A 16,858-nucleotide genomic window follows, 5' to 3' on the forward strand; every position below is an offset into this window, starting at 1 on the left:
TCTTCTATTTTCTCCTTCTTAATTGACCAATACCGCCCCCGATGGTCAATCCAAAACCTAAAATTGACAATCCTGCTCCGAATCCAATTTCGGAGGTATCCCTCGTTGTCACTGAAGTTCCATAGTATTTCAATTGTTGTGGTGTGTAATTATTTGGATTGTAGGGAGTAGTCAAACCATGGAAAAATAAACCCGCTCCAATTGCCCATATTATTAAACCTATAAAAAAAATACCCCCAGCATTTATATGCCATTGGGTATTTCCAGTTGATTCGGTAGAGGATTTGAAAGGTAGTTCAGAGGCAGAAGGTGAAATTGGAGCGGCTATTGTTTTCCCACATTTAGGGCAGAATAACATTTCACTTTCCAACTTGTTTTCGCATTCGAAACATACACTAGTCTCCGACTTTTTGGGGGTGGTTGTTTTTGGGGAATATGTTACGATCCAAATTACCAAAATCGCCGTAAGAATTAAAAGAAATAGAATACTAACATAATCCAACGTGCCACTCCTGTCAATTTATAATATTTCTGAATTGCTGACTTGAAAACGAATCGACCTCGTATACCTTTGCACCATCTCAAGGCTTTTCCATCTTTTTAAATACTGGATTGTCATAGAATCTACACCTGTTTTCCTTAAAAGGCAAGCAAAAGTTCTTCATAAGGTACGTGTGTCACAGGGGATTAGTCTGATTTTCTAACCTTCGAAGAGTTGTCTAAATACCTTGCTAATAAATGCCCCCCTATATTCCCATTTGTTTGTCCATCATGGGAAACTGCCTTTAAGAAACCTACTGTGAGTTCGCCAAAGACTGTCAGAGGTCCTTTTTAAACTTGGTGCCAAGCGCGATTCTTCTGTTGGAGATTGAAAAGAGCATAATTTAAGCAGTGATCGACTGGACGGCGCCGATTGAGTTAGCCGACAAGATAAATGGTAAAATCAGCGATATAATGGCCGCTGTCCATATGAATAGTAAAGCCACATGGTCTTACGCCTCCGCTTTAGGTACTATCCCTAAAAGAACGGCATTAAATATCAGGGTGTTACCGCAGTTGGAGCACACCAACTGAATATGAGGTGTTACCGAACAGCCGCCAAGTATAACTTCGGTAGAGCCCATGTTTAATTCAGTAGATACAAAGACGCCGGCATTCCATTTGTCCATCTTACAGATCGGACAGCATTTCTCGCCGACCCATTTTGTCTCAAGCCAGTCGGAAACAAGCTGTTGTTCAGCCGGTGTTAACCGGCCCTGGTCATCAGGCATATACAAAGCCTCTCACCAAGTATTACCCTCTGTCGGTAGAATGTATTTTACAATACAATGTTGAAAAATGCCTCCGGCGAAGAAACCAGGGGAAGGTTGAATATGAGCCGCACAGGCCTCGAACCTGTAACCTGCTGATTAAGAGTCAGCTGCTCTGCCAATTGAGCTAGCGGCCCGCTGGGGACAACCTGACAAGCATAGCAAAAATGGGTATGTCAGGGCAAGTTATTCAGACTCAAGACCACAGGCTGTTTTAGCGATGTCCCAGGAATAATCATAGAGGTGCATGCCCTTGCTGACGGCAACGATTTCCCCGTCTTCCACCCCTATTTCCCCAGTCATATACTCTTTTAATAATTGAAGGGCGGCCAGATTGGAAGGAAACCCGGCCCAGAGGTCCCAGGAGCGGAAATAGACCACGAAATGCAGTTTGCCGTAGCGAATACGGGTATCCACACTTCTGAGGCAAGGCGGGTCAGACAGGTAAATAGCCTCAGGATTGCCGACAGTCATAAAGGCCTGGTTGGTGTTGTAACCGTCTTCTTTATACATTTTAATGACTTCGGTAATCTGGTTTTCCAGATACTGGCCGTAAGTGTATTGCTCGCCTTCGGCACGCTGGCCGGTCATCAGATACGGCAGGTAGTGATCCAGGTAGCCCATGGTGGTCGGCGCCGGAACGCCGGGGGGAACGTCAGGGATAATGGGGCGGTTACCGGGGTTTTGGATATGCACCGTAATCATGTCCAGTTCCCGCCGCTTTTGTCCGGCGTAACTGCCGCGCTCAATGGTATATTCATAGCCGTGCGCCAGAACTTCCCGCAGACAAAGGAACCAGGCTTCTGACAGGTCCCGGGCAACAACGCTGGACATCCTCATGACGGCCCCCTGAAGTTTATTTAAAGGGTTTTACGTAAGGCGGCGAAAAAGCGGTCCTGATATTCTTCAAAGAGATTCCAACGGTCCAATTCGGCTTTTACCACTGACGGGCTGATATCCCCGGCCTGGAGCTGGATGAACATTTCTTCAATCTTTACCCGGGCTTCGGTAGGTACACCGCGATGATCAATCCCCAGCAAGCCATGGGCTTTGAGTTCATAAACATTTTGGCTGACGGAATTTTCCGTCAACTGGTAAATGAACCTTAAAAGAGAAACATCCCAAAGCTCATCCAGACCGCGGATAATGGCTGCCTTTTTTTCACCCCGGCTGGTGATATCAGCATTGATGCGTTCAGCAACCGAGGGTAAATTGCCACTCAGGATACTCAGATTGCCGGGTTCATTTTTATAGGTGTAGAGCAGGCCGGGCGCGTTTGGCCCTAAATGAGAAGCAACCATGTCAAAATAGCGTCGGGCTTCCTGGCCGAACCCCTCAAGCCTCTGCATGTACATCGGGGTGACCAGTTTGGGTTGTTCCGCCAAAACCCGACCCTCCCGCAAAACGGTTTCCGGGGTCGCTGTCGGACCTTGCAGTTCGGAGTATACCGGTTCAGTTAAAAGATAGTAGTGGATATTGGTCTGACCGAAGGTGGCCAGCAACTGTTCCGGCGGCCGGATTACCTGAGTGTGGGCAATGGCCAGGTGAATACGTTCCTGTTCATTCATAGGTAAAATATCAGGCGACCGCGGCCAATTCCTTTTTTAGCTGATCTATGGAGTTCAGATACTGGCGGTCAAATTGAGTGAGGTTGCGGCGCCATTCTTCCTTAAACTGGGGGTACTGTTCAACGTTGATCTGACCCGGGTAATCCACCCCCTGCTGCTCCCGCATGGTCTGCCGGATGCGTTGTTCAAACCGGGTTTTGAATTGCTGGAAGGCCTGTTGTTTCTGTTGTTCACCCGGGCCGGTGTAGTGTTCAAAAATCTGCTGCAACTGACCGAGCAAGCCGGCGACGGTTTCCTGGTCGTTCTTAATCAGCATCAGCGCGCCCATGATTTTATGGGATTTCTCGGCAGCGGCTTCATCCCGCGGCACATCAAGCGCGGCCAGTAGCACCGGCGTCAACCCCAGTTTGACGAAGGCTGCTTCCTCCGGTTGGTAGGCGGCCAGTTCCTCCTCCAGGTCCAGGTCTTCCGCCAGATACTTATGCGCCAGCTTCTCCCCCAGCGGAACGTATTTCCAGCGCAGACGATCTTCCGGTGTGATTTCTTCAATTTCCTTAACTTTGTCCAAAGCAATGTCTTTGGCAGAGCGCATAAAATCCATTAATCAAGCCCCCGTTGTTGTTGGATAGGCACATTATACTAGATACGCCGGGTTGCTTAAAGAAAGGTCACCGGTCAATAAACCGGTGGTGTTATAATAATCATCATGGACGGTTTAGTAAGGCTGCCCGGTCCGAAATTGGACAGCGATGTAAGCGTTGAAGCTGCCATCTTTCGCCGGCGTTCAGTACGTCGTTTCCTCAAAGAGGAAATCTCCAAGGAAGCGTTGGCTCAAATTCTGTGGGCAGCTCAGGGAGTCTTAATTGGGGAACATCGCACGGTGCCGAGCGCCGGAGGCCTTTTCCCTTTGGAAATATGGGTGGTCATCGGTGCTGACGGAGTTGAGGCGACTGGCTCAGGTATATATCTGTATGTCCCGGCGGAAAACGGGCTGATAAGCCGCAGCCGGGGTGACTTTCGGGCGGCGCTGGCCGCGGCTGCTTTCGGCCAGCAATCTATTGCTGAGGCACCGGTAAGTTTGATAATTACGGCGGATTATGAACGAACCAAAGCGCGTTACCGGCAACGGGCTGAAAGATATGTTCATATGGAAGCCGGTCATGCGGCGCAGAATGTGTACCTTCAGGCAACGGCGCTGGGTTTAGGGGCGCTGGCCGTCGGGGCATTTGATGACGACGCTGTCAGGGAAATATCAGGGGCGGGCGAGAATCATGCGCCGCTGTATATCATCCCGATCGGCAGTGCGCCGTTAAACCTGCCCGCCGTTTTTTAAAAGCCAATACTCCAGACTGTCAACAAGGGCTAACCAACTGGCTTCAATAAGGTTGGAAGAGGCGCCGACGGTGTGCCATTCCTCATTACCGTCAGTTGACTCAATCAACACCCTGACAATAGAACCGGTGCCGGTGCTTTCTTCAAGAATCCGCACCTTAAAGTCTTTAAGATTGACCCTGGCCAGGGTGGGATATGAGGGCAGGAGGGCTTTTCTTAAGGCCAGGTCCAAGGCGTTTACCGGGCCGTTGCCCTCGGCGGCGGTATGCATAACTTCGCCGTTAACCCGCACTTTAACGATGGCTTCACTCATCATCTCTTCATGCGCCAGAGATACCATGGGGGCACGCCGCCGTTTTTCTATCACCACCATGAAGTCAATAAGTTCAAACGGGGGCTGGTAACCGGTCGCCGCCCGATGAACCAGCAGGTCAAAGGAAGCCTCGGCATTTTCATATTGAAAGCCCAGGCTTTCAAGGTCTTTGACTCTTTGAAGCAAGGCCTTGACTTCTTTGCCCCGGGCCGGGAGTTCAACCCCGATTTCGGTGGCGCGTTGTACAATGTTGGTTTTACCGGACAGCTCGGAAACCAGCGTCCGCGGTTTGTTCCCGACCGCCGCCGGGTCTATATGCTGATAAGCAAACTCCCAACGGGCCAGACCTGATACATGGAGTCCCGCTTTGTGTGAAAAGGCACTGTGGCCGACGTAAGGGAGAAAGGGATCCGGGGCCAGATTAGCCACTTCAGATACAAAATGGGACAATTCGGTGAGGTCAGACAGGTTATTGTCCGGCAAAACATCCAAGCCAAATTTTAACTTAAGAGCCGGGATGATGGAACACAGATTAGCGTTGCCGCAACGTTCGCCGTAACCGTTGATGGTGCCCTGGACCTGGACGGCGCCCGCCTTGACGGCGGCCAGACTGTTGGCTACGGCCAATTCGGCATCGTTGTGAGCGTGAATACCGACCGGAACATTGACGGCGGAAACGACGGCGGATACTGCTTCGGCGATTTCGCCGGGTAAGGCGCCGCCGTTGGTGTCGCACAAGACCAGACACTCCGCCCCAGCAGCGGCAGCGGCCTTCAGGACGGCCAGCGCATAAGCCTGGTCGGCCTTATAACCATCAAAAAAATGCTCGGCATCCAGAAAAACGCGCCGGCCATGAGCTTTCAGAAACTCAATAGAATCCGTCACCATGCGGATGTTTTCTTCAAGGGTGGTCGCCAGGACTTTTTCTACCTGAGGCGCTGAGCTTTTACCCACCAGGGTCACTACCGGCGCGCCGGATTCCAAAAGAGCCTTAAGGGTAACGTCATCTTCCGCGGCTATACCGGCTTTACGGGTACTGCCGAAGGCGACCAGACTGGCATTCTTAAAACCCATTTTAAGGGCTTGCTGGAAAAATTCATTGTCCTTGGGGTTGGCTCCAGGCCAGCCGCCCTCAATGAAGTGCATGCCGAAATCATCAAGCCGCTGGGCGATATGCAGCTTATCAGCAACCGAAAACGAGATGCCTTCACGCTGGGCTCCGTCGCGGAGGGTGGTATCATATAATTGTATTTCAGTCATGACTAAACCTCGGCGGCGACCAAATCCCCCATCTGCCGGGTACCGACCCGGGTATTGCCCGGCGCCATTATATCATCAGTACGGTAGCCCCGTTCCAAAACGGAATTGACGGCAGCCTCTACCGCCCGGGCTTCAGTTTCCAGGGCCAGTGAGTAGCGTAACATCATGGCCACCGACAGAATAGTGGCCACCGGGTTAGCGATATCCTGGCCGGCGATACTGGGGGCGCTGCCGTGTATCGGCTCATATAAACCGAAGGTTTTATGTCCGGACACCGGGATGCCGGCTAAACTGGCGGAAGGCAGCATGCCCATGGAACCGGCGAGTTGCGCCGCTTCATCCGACAAAATATCGCCAAATAGATTTTCCGTAACGATGACGTCAAAAGCCGATGGAGTACGGATGAGCTGCATGGCGCAGGCGTCCACCAGTGCATGGGTTAAGGTGACGTCGGGATATTCCGCCGATACTTCAATGGCTACCTGTCGCCACAGCCGTGATGATTTTAAGACATTAGCCTTATCCACCGATACCAGAACCTTTTTCCGGGCGCGGGCGACTTCAAAACCGGCCCGGACGATCCGGGCAATCTCGTGTTCTGAATACACCATGGTATCAACCGCTTTTCGGCCGCCGGCGGTAACCCATTCCTTTTTTGGCTTGCCAAAGTAGACGCCGCCGGTAAGTTCCCGAATAAAGATAAAATCAGTACCCCTGATGACATCCGGCTTAAGAGTGCTGGCATCAACCAGTTGATCAAAAACCTTAACCGGTCTCAGATTGGCGAACAGGCCCAGGCCTTTCCTCAATGCCAGCAAGCCGTCCTCCGGATGAACCGGCAGTTTAGGATCGTCAAAGCGCGGGTCACCGACCGCGGCGAGTAAAACCGCATGGCTTTTCCTCGCGGTTTTGAGGGTGGCCGCGGGCAATGCCGAACCGGTCTGGTCAATGGCTATGCCGCCGATCAACTCAGATTTAAATTCAAATTCATGGTGATATTTGGCAGCAACGGCCTGGAGTATTTTCAAGCCCTCGGCCATCACCTCCGGCCCGATGCCGTCGCCCGAAAGAACTGTTACTCTATATTTCACTATTGAACTACCCCTTTTGAAATCCGGTGTTTGGTATATTCAATCAAACCACCGGATTGAATAATCTGACTCATAAAATCCGGGTACGGCTTGGCCTTGAAAACCAGATTCTTGTTGACATTGCGGACGGTGCCGGCTTCAAGGTCAATTTCCAATTCATCCCCGGCCTCGGTTGCGTCCACCGCTTCCTGGCTTTCCAGTAACGGCAGGCCGATATTTATGGCATTACGGAAAAAAATACGGGCGAAAGTGCCGGCGACCACCGCCGATACTCCGGCCGCCTTAATGGCGATGGGGGCGTGTTCCCGGGAAGAACCGCAACCGAAATTTGAGGTAGCCACGATGATATCGCCGGGCTTGACCTTTTTTACAAATTCCAGGTCAATGTCTTCCATGCAGTGCTTCGCCAATTCATCGGGAGCGGAAACGTTGAGGTAGCGCGCCGGAATTATGGCATCGGTATCCACGTTGGCACCGTATTTATGAACAACACCTTTCAGCATGTAGCCTCCGTTAGTTTAATAATGAAATTCAGGCCAGGGCGCCGGGTGATACAATCTTGCCCGCCAGGGCACTGGCGGCAGCAACGGCCGGGCTGGCCAGATATACCTCGCTCTGGGGGCTACCCATGCGGCCGACAAAATTACGGTTAGTAGTGGCCAGGCATTTTTCACCGGCGGCTAAAATACCCATATGACCGCCGAGACACGGGCCGCAGGTGGGCGTGGAAACGGCGCAGCCCGCCTGAATGAATACCTCAATATAACCTGCCCGCAAGGCATCAAGATACACTTGCTGTGAACCAGGGATGATGATACAACGCAAATTGGAATTAACCTTTTTGCCGTTCATAATACTGGCTGCGGCTTGCAGGTCCTCAAAGCGCCCGTTGGTACATGACCCGATGACCACCTGATCCAGATAAACCCGGCCGACCTGGCTGACCGGTTTAACATTGGAAGGAAGATGCGGCAAGGCTACCTGGGGCTCCAGTTGAGAAACATCGTATTCATGTACCGCCTGATACTGAGCATCGGCATCAGCTTCAAAAACCACCGGCTTCCGGTCACCCCGACCCCGGGCATAGGCGACGGCCTTTTTATCGGGCTGAAACAAACCGGCTTTGGCCCCGGCCTCAATGGCCATATTGGCCATGGTGAAGCGGCCTTCCATTGACAGCTTATCAATGGCTTCACCGCCGAATTCCATGGCGGCATAAAGCGCGCCGTCAACACCGATCTGACCGATGGTGTAGAGAATCAGGTCTTTACCGCTGACGTATTTTGGCAGCTTGCCTTTGAAATTAAACTTAATGGTCGGCGGCACTTTCATCCAGATATCGCCGGTGGCCATGGCTGAGGCGATATCAGTGGAACCCATACCCGTGGCGAAAGCCCCCAGAGCCCCGTAAGTGCAGGTATGGGAATCCGCGCCGATGACAACGTCACCGGGCATGACCAGGCCTTTTTCATGCAGAATAACGTGCTCAATCCCCATTTGCCCGCATTCAAAGAAATTGACGCCCTGAGCGCGGGAAAATTCCCTTAATATCTTGGCCTGCTCGGCCGAAGCGATGTCCTTATTGGGCACGAAGTGATCCGGCACGAATACGATCTTCTTGGGATCAAACACCTTTTCCAGGCCGAATTTCCAAAACTCACGAATGGCAATCGGCGCCGTAATGTCGTTGGCCAGCACGACATCCACTTTAGCGCTGATAAACTCCCCGGGGGTCACATGGTCTTTACCGGCGTGGGCGGCCAGTATCTTTTCAGCTAGATTCACTTTTATTACTCCCTTTATGGTTGGTGTGCGGCAGGATCAGCAACAACAAAATTAATATGGCGGTAGCTATAGCAATAAGATACATTCCGGCGCCGGCGGCAATACCGATGGCCGCGACCGCCCAGATGGTGGCCGCGGTGGTCATACCTTCAATAACGCCTTCGCCGCGGCGCATGATGGTGCCGGCCCCCAGGAAGCCGATTCCGGTCACGACATTGGCCGCGATACGGGCCGGGTCAGCGGCATCAAAGGCAAAGATGGAAACAACGGTGAAAAGCGCGGCGCCGAGCGAAATAAGCGCCAGCGTGCGTATCCCGGCAGATTTACCGGCGCTTTCCCGCTGCACGCCGACAACAGCGCCTAATACCGCTGCCAGAACCAACCTGATGACCATTTCCAGTTCATTTTCCATGAGCAATACCTTAATCAGTAGTGGTCGGCAAGCCGTTAAGTTTAAATGCCAACAACCGGTTTAACGCGTTCATATAGGCTTTGGCACTGGAGACAATGATGTCGGTGTCCGAGCCGCGCCCCGAATAGGAAACGCCTTCGCTTTCAATGCGGATGAACACCTCTCCGATGGCATCAATGCCGGCGGTGATAGAGGTAACCGAAAACTCGGTTAACCGGTTAGGCACACCGACCAGGCGGTTAATGGCTTTATAGACCGCGTCCACCGGACCGGTACCCAGAGCGGCGTCTTCCAGAATGACGCCTTCAGGTCCAATCAGACGGACCGCAGCGGTAGGCACACCCCGGTCACCGCAGGTTACCTGAAGCCGGTCTAAATGGTAGGCTTCAACCACCGTCCGCTGTTCTTCAGCGACGATTGATTCCAAATCCCGGTCGGCCACTTCCTTCTTCTTGTCCGCCAGTTCCTTGAAAGCATTAAAGGCCCGGTCAAAGTCGGCTTCTGAAAGGTTATAGCCTAATTCCGCCAGGCGTTCCTTAAAAGCGTGCCGTCCGGACAGCTTACCCAACACCAGACTGGAAGACGGCACGCCCACGGAATGCGGGTCCATAATCTCGTAGGTTTTGGGCATCTTGATGACGCCATCCTGGTGAATGCCCGATTGATGGCGGAAGGCATTGGCTCCGACAACCGCCTTATTCGGCTGAACAGAAAAACCGGTCCGCTGGCTCACCAGCCGTGAGGTCGGATAAATCAGCTCGGAGTTGATGGAGGTAGTGACGTCATAGTAATCCGGGCGGGTACGAATAGCCATGACGACTTCTTCCAGCGCGGCGTTGCCGGCGCGTTCTCCGATGCCGTTTATAGTGCATTCCACCTGCCGGGCGCCATGACGTACCGCTTCCATGCTGTTGGCAACCGAAAAACCCAGGTCATCATGGCAATGAACGCTGATAACAGCCCGGTCAATATTTCTGACGTGGGTAAAAATATTCTGAATCAGGCCGCCGAATTCGTGCGGCATGGCATAACCCACGGTGTCAGGTATATTCAGGGTGGTGGCGCCGGCGTCAATGACAGCCTCCAGCAACTCGTACAGAAACTCCGGGTCCGAGCGTGAAGCGTCCATCGGGGAAAATTCAATATCGGACAGATAGCCTTTGGCCCGGGCGACCATATCTCTGGCCAGCTGCAGGACTTCACCGCGGTTTTTCTTCAGCTGGTGCACCATGTGAACCTCGGAAGCCGAGATAAATACATGGATACGGGGAGCGACCGCGTCCTTCAAGGCCTCATAAGCCCGGTCTATGTCTTTGGCATTAGCCCGCGCCAAACCGCAGACGGTGCAATTCTTGATTTCACCGGCAACGCGCTTGACGGCTTCAAAATCGCCGGGCGAAGTAACCGGGAAGCCGGCTTCAATGACGTCAACACCGAGCAGGTCAAGCGCCCGGGCGATCTCCAGTTTTTCCTGAATGTTCAGGGCTGCGCCGGCTGCCTGTTCGCCGTCCCGCAGCGTAGTATCAAAAATCTTTAACTTGTCCATTTATCCGGAATCCTCCTAAAATCGTTATTTTCAGATAACGGCTACCCCTCCTCCTGCCAGGAAGAGGGGTAAATAAGGATGAGAAGATTCCGGGATAAATATTTCATGCGTTTCAGACTTTCAATGCCGCTTATTTTTTAGGTTTGTTCAGCCAGCTCATCATACCGCGCAGCTGCTCGCCGACGATTTCAATGGGATGGGTGGCCTCAATACGCCTGGTGGCGTTGAAGTGAGGCTTGCCGGCCTGATTTTCCAGTATCCATTCGCGGGCGAAAGTGCCGTCCTGAATCTCGGTCAGTACCCGCCACATTTCATCTTTGGTTTCATCGGTGATGATGCGCGGACCGGTAACGTAGTCGCCGTACTCTGCGGTGTCGCTGACCGAATAACGCATATAGCGCAAGCCGCCGCGGTACATCAGGTCAACAATCAGCTTAAGTTCATGCAGACACTCAAAATAGGCGACTTCCGGCTGATACCCGGCTTCAACCAGTGTTTCAAATCCGGCTTTCACCAGGGCAGCGGTCCCACCGCAAAGAACTGCCTGTTCACCGAAAAGGTCGGTTTCGGTTTCTTCCGCGAAAGTGGTTTCTAAAACACCGGCCCGGGCCGCGCCGATACCGGAGGCATAGGCCAGCGCGGTGTCATGGGCTTTACCGCTGGCATTCTGAAACACGGCGATGAGCGCCGGCACGCCGGCACCTTCAGTATAAACCTGACGAACCATGTGACCGGGTCCCTTGGGAGCGATCATGGCGACGTCTATATTATCCGGCGGCAGTATCTGGTCAAAATGAATGTTAAAGCCGTGGGCAAACATCAAAGTCATGCCGGGCTTCAAATTAGGTTCAACGTCTTCCCGGTAGATTTTGGCCTGAACCTGATCCGGGGCCAGAATCATGAGAATATCAGATTTTTTAGCGGTTTCAGCGTTGGAGAAGACCTGAAAGCCGTCTTCCCCGGCCTGAGTGCAGGTGGGGGATTTGGGCCGTCCGCCGATAATGACGTTGAAACCACTGTCCCGCAAATTCTGTGCGTGGGCGTGTCCCTGACTGCCGTAGCCGATAATACCAATTACCTTATCCTTGAGCAGCTCGGGGTTGCAATCTTTTTCGTAATAAATGGTAGCCATTTTTTCTCCTATTATTTTTCTGATTCAACGTCGGTGCGACGATTCACCTGGTCGCCGCGAGGCATGGCAATACGCCCGGTGCGGGTCATTTCCATGATGCCAAAGGGCTTGAGTAGATTATACAGGGAATCTACTTTTTCCTCATCTCCGGTGGCTTCAACCATGACGGAACCGGCGGAAACATCAACAATTTTGGCCCGGAAGATATCCACTATCTGCATGATTTCCGAACGATTTTCCGCAGTGGCCTTGACTTTAATTAAAGCCAGTTCGCGGGTTACGATGTCCTGAGACGTAATATCCTGAACGCGGATGACATCAATTATTTTTTCTACCTGTTTGCGAATCTGTTCTACCTGGGTGGTGGTTCCTTCAGCCACGATGGTCATGCGGGACAGATGCGGGGTTTCTGAGTGGCCGACAGCGATAGAGTCTATGTTAAAACCGCGGCGGCGGAACAGACTGGCCATGCGGTTCAGGACACCGGGACGGTCAGCAACCAGAGCGACAATAGTATGTTTGGCGGCAGCCATCAGCAAGCCTCCTTTTTGGGCTCATGAAGAATATTGTTTATGCCGGCACCGGGCGGCACCATCGGATACACATTTTCCTCCGGCTCAATGATAAAATTCAAAATGAACGGCCCGTCGGTCGCGGCCGCCTGTTCAATGGCTGCTTCCACTTCGGCTTTACAGGTGACGTTTCTGGCCGGAATGCTGTAACCATCAGATATTTTAATAAAATCAGGGCACCACAGCGGCGTAGCTGAATAGTTGTGGTCGTAAAAAAGTTCCTGCCACTGACGCACCATGCCTAAAAAGCCGTTGTTCAGAATGGCGATCTTGACCGGGGCGTTTTCCTGACGAATAGTGCCAAGTTCCTGAATAGTCATCTGGATGCTGCCGTCACCGGCGATGCACCACACCGGTTCACCCGGCAATCCAACCTGTGCGCCGAAGGCGGCCGGCAACTCAAAGCCCATGGTGCCCAAGCCTCCGGAAGTAATAAAGCTGTTTGGTTTATCGTAGTAATAATGCAGGGCGGCAAACATCTGATGCTGCCCGACTCCGGTGACTATGGTAGCTTGGCCCTGGGTCTTTTCCCAGATTTTGCGGATAACGTACTGCGGCAGGATAGTGTCGGATTCCCGGATTTCCACGCCTGACGGGTATTCTTTTTTCCAACCGTTTATCCTGCTCAACCAATCTGAATGGTCGCCGGGGGCAATCTCTTTATTCAGTTCAAGGAGAACGGTCCTGACGTCACCGACGATGGGGACGTCCACTTTAACGTTCTTGCCGACTTCGGCGGGGTCAATATCAATATGCACCACTTTTGCTGACGGGGCAAAGGCACTGATCTTGCCGGTGGCCCGGTCATCAAACCGCATGCCGATGGCAATAATCAGGTCAGAGTCAGTCACCGCCATATTGGCACAAGCCAGGCCGTGCATGCCCAACATCCCCAGCGAAAGTTCATGGGTTTCCGGAAAGCTGGAAATACCCAAAAGCGTGGTGATTACCGGAATATTGGTGGTTTCAGCCAGTTGCCGCAATTCCTTGTAAGCGCCGGAGATACGGACGCCGTGGCCGGCGATAATCACCGGTTTTGAGGCCTCGCCAATCAGCTTGACGGCCTTTTTTACCTGAAGCTGATTACCGGCTCTGGTGGGTTTGTAACCCGGCAGATGGACTTTGGAGGGATAATGAAATTCAGCGGCCGCCTGCTGGATGTCGCGCGGCAGATCTATCAACACCGGGCCGGGACGACCGGTACCGGCGATGTAAAAAGCCTCTTTAATGGTCCGCGCCAGGTCATTGACATCGGTGACCAGATAATTATGTTTGGTTATCGGTAACGTGATGCCGGTAATGTCTGCTTCCTGGAAGGCGTCCCGGCCGATCATCGCCATGGGTACCTGGCCGGTGATGGCCACCATTGGAATAGAATCAATGTAAGCATTGGCCAAACCGGTCACCAGATTGGTGGCCCCGGGGCCGGAAGTTGCCAGACAAACGCCGACCTTGCCGGTAACCCGGGCATAGGCATCAGCGGCGTGGACCGCACCCTGTTCATGGCGAACCAGAATATGCCGCAGTTTCGGATAATCAGTCAGCGTGTGATATAAAGGCAATACCTGCCCGCCGGGGTAGCCGAAGATGACTTCAACGCCCTCTTTCAACAGGCTTTCGCATAAAATCTCTGAACCGGTTTGCTTCATCTTGTGCTCCTAATCGGTAAAAACCGCCCCGCGGCTGGCGGAACTGACCCTTGAGGCGTAGCGTTTCAAATAGCCGGAGTTAACCCTGGCCTGAAATACCGGGAGGCGTGATAATCTCAATTTGATTTCCTCATCGCTCAGCCGGACATTAAGCTGGTGCAAGGGAATGTTTATGTCTACAATGTCCCCTTCCTGCAGCGCGGCTAAAGGTCCGCCCAACGCGGCTTCCGGAGCGGCATGGCCGATAGCCGCACCGCGAGTGGCGCCGGAGAAACGGCCATCGGTTATCAGTGCAACCTCTTTATCCAAACCCATGCCGGACAGCATTGAAGTTGGAGTCAGCATTTCACGCATGCCGGGACCGCCCCGCGGCCCTTCATAGCGGATAATCACGATATCACCGGACTTCACTTTACCCGATTTAATACCATCGGTAGCGGCTTCTTCCGACTCAAATATGCAGGCCGGACCGGTATGCACCATCATCTCCGCGGCGACGGCCGAACGCTTAACCACGGCCCCTTCCGGGGCTAAATTACCGAACAATATAGCAATACCGCCGGTGGCGGCTACCGGGTTTTTCAGCGAGCGGATTACCTGTCCGTCAGCCGGAATGGCTTCTTTTAAAACATCCCCGAGAATGCCGCCAAAGACACTCCGGGTATCCAGGTGCAGGAAGCCGTGCAGTTCCCGCATTACGGCCGGAATGCCGCCAGCCGCATCAAGGTCTTCAATGTGGTCATCACCGGCCGGCCGGATACGGCACAGGCACGGTGTTTTGTCGCTTATTTCGTTAATCCGGCTTAAAGGGTATTCAATACCGGCTTCATGAGCAATGGCGGTCAGGTGCAGCACTGAATTGCTGCTGCCGCCCAGCGCCACATCAACCACAAAGGCATTATCAATGGCTTTTTTGGTAATAATCTCCCGCGGCCGGAGGTCCTCGGCGATCAATCGTAAAATAGTCTCTCCGGCTTGCTGGGCCAGGGCGCGGCGGCGGCTGTCAACGGCCGGGATGGTGCCGTTACCCGGCAGGCCGATACCCAAAACCTCGGTCAGGCAATTCATGGTGTTGGCCGTAAACAGCCCGGAGCAGGAACCGCAACCGGGACAGGCCGCGGCCTCAACTGATTCCAATTCTTCAGCCGATACGGTGCCCTTGACGAAGCCGCCTACGGCTTCAAAAACTGAGCTCAGATCAACCGCCTTAACCTGGCCGTCTTTATGGAGACGCCCGGCCAGCATCGGCCCGCCGCTGACAAATACGGCCGGAATATTCAACCTGACCGCGGCCATCAGCATGCCGGGAATGACTTTATCACAATTAGGAATAAACACCAGACCGTCAAAGGCATGTGCCCGGGCCATAACCTCTACCGTATCGGTAATCAGTTCCCGGGAAGCGAGGCTGTACTTCATGCCGTCATGATTCATGGCCAGACCATCGCAGACTGCAATGGTGTTGAACTCAAACGGGACGCCGCCGGCCTGGGTGACGCCCTTTTTGACCGCATCAGCTATATCCCGAAGATGCTGATGCCCCGGCACTATTTCAGTGAAACTGTTGACAATGCCGATAAAAGGCTTTTTGAAATCCGCCGGAGCTACACCGAGCGACCGCAGCAAGGCGCGATGGGGTGCGCGTTCAACACCGGTTTTTATGGAATCACTGTTCATACGGGCCGCCTAACTAAAAACCGTCCTGAGGGGGACGGGTAAAAATAGTACATCTAACCTTATCACAGGCACGATAATTTATCAAGGAAATACGATTAAAATCCGGTTAACGGCAGGCGGAAATCTTATCAATGCGCCGCTGATGACGCCCGCCTTCAAATTCGGTGTTTATGAATACGGTGAGCACTTCCAAATTAAGGTCGTCACCGTTAAGCTCGCCCAGGCACAGAATATTGGCGTCGTTATGACGCCGGGTCAGCTCAGCGTATTCCGTCTGGTAGCAGAGGGCCGCTCTGGCGCCGGGGTATTTGTTGGCCGTCATGCTCATGCCGATGCCGGTGCCGCAAATGAGAACCCCCCGGTCGGCGTCATCGTTGACCACCTTTGAGGCGACCAGGTGGCCGAAATCGGGATAATCAGCAGATTCCGCACTGTCGGTGCCGAAGTCGTAAACTTCGTGGCCCTGTGCGCTCAGTAAAGCCGTGATTTTAACTTTTAACCCATATCCGCGGTGGTCATTACCGATAGCAATTTTCATAAAATCCTACTTGTAGAAATTTTCCAATTCTTCCCGTTCAACTGCGCCTTCCCGGACGATGGCCGGAGGATCTGAAGTCAGGTCAATAATGGTGGATTCTTTGCCCCCCGGACAGGAACCGCCGTCAAGGACAAAATCCACCAGATGACCGATTTGGGCCGATACCTCACCGGCGGTGCAGACGCTGCCGTGCCCGCTCAAGTTGGCGCTGGTGCCGGTCAGCGGGGCGCCGCAGGCTTTAATCAAGTACAAAGGCAACGTATGACCCGGAATACGTACAGCCACGGTGTCCCGGTCGCCGGTGACAATATCAGGCACTTCCGAAGTTTTCTTTAATATTACCGTCAGCCCGCCGGGCATGAATCTCCTGACCAGGCGGTCAGCCAGCGGCGTCATCTCAGCTACCTGTCTCATCTGAATGGTATCGGCAACGAGCACAGGCAACGCCTTGGTGGTTTCGCGACCTTTGATATCAAAAATACGGCTGACGGCTGCCGGAAATTTGATGGAGGCCGCCAGGCAATAAACCGTATCGGTCGGAAAAGCCACTACCCCGCCGCCCTTAATAATTGCCACTGCCCGCGCCAAAGCACCGGGGGTGGAGTTGTTGGAAAATTCCGCTGTCATACTTTATGTCTACCTAAAGTATATATCTTGACGCTAGTATATCAGA

18 protein-coding genes and 1 tRNA gene are annotated in these 16,858 nt (G+C 53.0%); 1 reads left to right on the forward strand and 18 read right to left on the reverse strand.

All coding sequences use genetic code 11. The features are described from left to right. Positions 1-4: 4 nt before the first annotated feature. The 6 genes from V8247_RS08365 to V8247_RS08390 form a co-directional block, all read right to left on the reverse strand. A complete protein-coding gene (locus tag V8247_RS08365; protein WP_338737397.1) occupies positions 5-370 on the reverse strand; it encodes a hypothetical protein in 366 nt (121 codons plus the stop codon). Between the two features lie 622 nt (positions 371-992). Then, entirely contained in the window at positions 993-1,271 is a 279-nt protein-coding gene (locus V8247_RS08370; RefSeq protein WP_338737398.1) for a hypothetical protein, read from the reverse strand. A gap of 103 nt (positions 1,272-1,374) precedes the next feature. Then, a tRNA-Lys gene (locus V8247_RS08375) sits at positions 1,375-1,447 on the reverse strand. A 49-nt stretch (positions 1,448-1,496) separates the two neighbouring features. Next, a complete protein-coding gene (locus V8247_RS08380) occupies positions 1,497-2,150 on the reverse strand; it encodes a thymidylate synthase (RefSeq protein ID WP_338737399.1) in 654 nt (217 codons plus the stop codon). 20 nt (positions 2,151-2,170) lie between these two features. After that, positions 2,171-2,878 carry a hypothetical protein gene (locus V8247_RS08385; RefSeq protein ID WP_338737400.1) on the reverse strand — a complete coding sequence of 236 codons (708 nt, stop codon included), beginning with the start codon at positions 2,876-2,878 and terminating at the stop codon, positions 2,171-2,173. A gap of 10 nt (positions 2,879-2,888) precedes the next feature. Next, the gene (locus tag V8247_RS08390; protein WP_338737401.1) at positions 2,889-3,479 is read right to left on the reverse strand and encodes a DUF6657 family protein; all 591 of its coding nucleotides are present in this window, start codon (positions 3,477-3,479) and stop codon (positions 2,889-2,891) included. A gap of 105 nt (positions 3,480-3,584) precedes the next feature. On the opposite strand from V8247_RS08390, the gene V8247_RS08395 reads away from it, so the two are divergent. Then, positions 3,585-4,211 (forward strand): SagB/ThcOx family dehydrogenase, encoded by a 627-nt coding sequence (locus V8247_RS08395; RefSeq protein ID WP_338737402.1) that lies wholly within the window; start codon positions 3,585-3,587, stop codon positions 4,209-4,211. Here the strand turns inward: V8247_RS08395 and cimA are convergent. The 12 genes from cimA to V8247_RS08455 all read right to left on the reverse strand — a co-directional run bounded on the left by cimA (position 4,188) and on the right by V8247_RS08455 (position 16,812). Next, entirely contained in the window at positions 4,188-5,783 is a 1,596-nt protein-coding gene (cimA, locus tag V8247_RS08400) for a citramalate synthase (protein WP_338737403.1), read from the reverse strand. The two genes, V8247_RS08395 and cimA, sit on opposite strands and share 24 nt — an antisense overlap. A gap of 2 nt (positions 5,784-5,785) precedes the next feature. After that, positions 5,786-6,874 (reverse strand): 3-isopropylmalate dehydrogenase, encoded by a 1,089-nt coding sequence (leuB, locus tag V8247_RS08405; RefSeq protein WP_338737404.1) that lies wholly within the window; start codon positions 6,872-6,874, stop codon positions 5,786-5,788. Continuing rightward, positions 6,874-7,377, reverse strand: a complete 504-nt coding sequence (gene leuD, locus V8247_RS08410) for a 3-isopropylmalate dehydratase small subunit (RefSeq protein WP_338737405.1) — start codon at positions 7,375-7,377, stop codon at positions 6,874-6,876. The genes leuB and leuD overlap by 1 nt, the downstream gene beginning before the upstream one ends. Positions 7,378-7,405: 28 nt before the next feature. Continuing rightward, positions 7,406-8,659 (reverse strand): 3-isopropylmalate dehydratase large subunit, encoded by a 1,254-nt coding sequence (gene leuC / locus V8247_RS08415; RefSeq protein ID WP_338737406.1) that lies wholly within the window; start codon positions 8,657-8,659, stop codon positions 7,406-7,408. After that, complete coding sequence (locus V8247_RS08420; RefSeq protein ID WP_338737407.1) at positions 8,646-9,071, reverse strand: MgtC/SapB family protein; 426 nt, start codon at positions 9,069-9,071, stop codon at positions 8,646-8,648. The genes leuC and V8247_RS08420 overlap by 14 nt, the downstream gene beginning before the upstream one ends. Before the next feature lie 10 nt (positions 9,072-9,081). Next, a complete protein-coding gene (locus tag V8247_RS08425) occupies positions 9,082-10,617 on the reverse strand; it encodes a 2-isopropylmalate synthase (RefSeq protein WP_338737408.1) in 1,536 nt (511 codons plus the stop codon). Positions 10,618-10,747: 130 nt separating this feature from the next. Then, entirely contained in the window at positions 10,748-11,749 is a 1,002-nt protein-coding gene (ilvC, locus tag V8247_RS08430; RefSeq protein ID WP_338737409.1) for a ketol-acid reductoisomerase, read from the reverse strand. Between the two features lie 11 nt (positions 11,750-11,760). Next, the gene (gene ilvN, locus V8247_RS08435) at positions 11,761-12,282 is read right to left on the reverse strand and encodes an acetolactate synthase small subunit (RefSeq protein ID WP_338737410.1); all 522 of its coding nucleotides are present in this window, start codon (positions 12,280-12,282) and stop codon (positions 11,761-11,763) included. Continuing rightward, positions 12,282-13,970, reverse strand: coding sequence for a biosynthetic-type acetolactate synthase large subunit (gene ilvB, locus V8247_RS08440; protein WP_338737411.1), 1,689 nt, complete (start codon positions 13,968-13,970; stop codon positions 12,282-12,284). The genes ilvN and ilvB overlap by 1 nt, the downstream gene beginning before the upstream one ends. 9 nt (positions 13,971-13,979) lie before the next feature. Next, positions 13,980-15,647 carry a dihydroxy-acid dehydratase gene (gene ilvD, locus V8247_RS08445; protein ID WP_338737412.1) on the reverse strand — a complete coding sequence of 556 codons (1,668 nt, stop codon included), beginning with the start codon at positions 15,645-15,647 and terminating at the stop codon, positions 13,980-13,982. 106 nt (positions 15,648-15,753) lie between these two features. Further along, positions 15,754-16,185 (reverse strand): ribose 5-phosphate isomerase B, encoded by a 432-nt coding sequence (gene rpiB / locus V8247_RS08450; RefSeq protein WP_338737413.1) that lies wholly within the window; start codon positions 16,183-16,185, stop codon positions 15,754-15,756. 6 nt (positions 16,186-16,191) lie between these two features. Next, entirely contained in the window at positions 16,192-16,812 is a 621-nt protein-coding gene (locus V8247_RS08455; protein ID WP_338737414.1) for an L-threonylcarbamoyladenylate synthase, read from the reverse strand. Between the last annotated feature and the right edge of the window lie 46 nt (positions 16,813-16,858).

Origin of the sequence: Dehalogenimonas sp. W (assembly GCF_037094495.1) — a bacterium.
GTDB lineage: Bacteria > Chloroflexota > Dehalococcoidia > Dehalococcoidales > Dehalococcoidaceae > Dehalogenimonas > Dehalogenimonas loeffleri.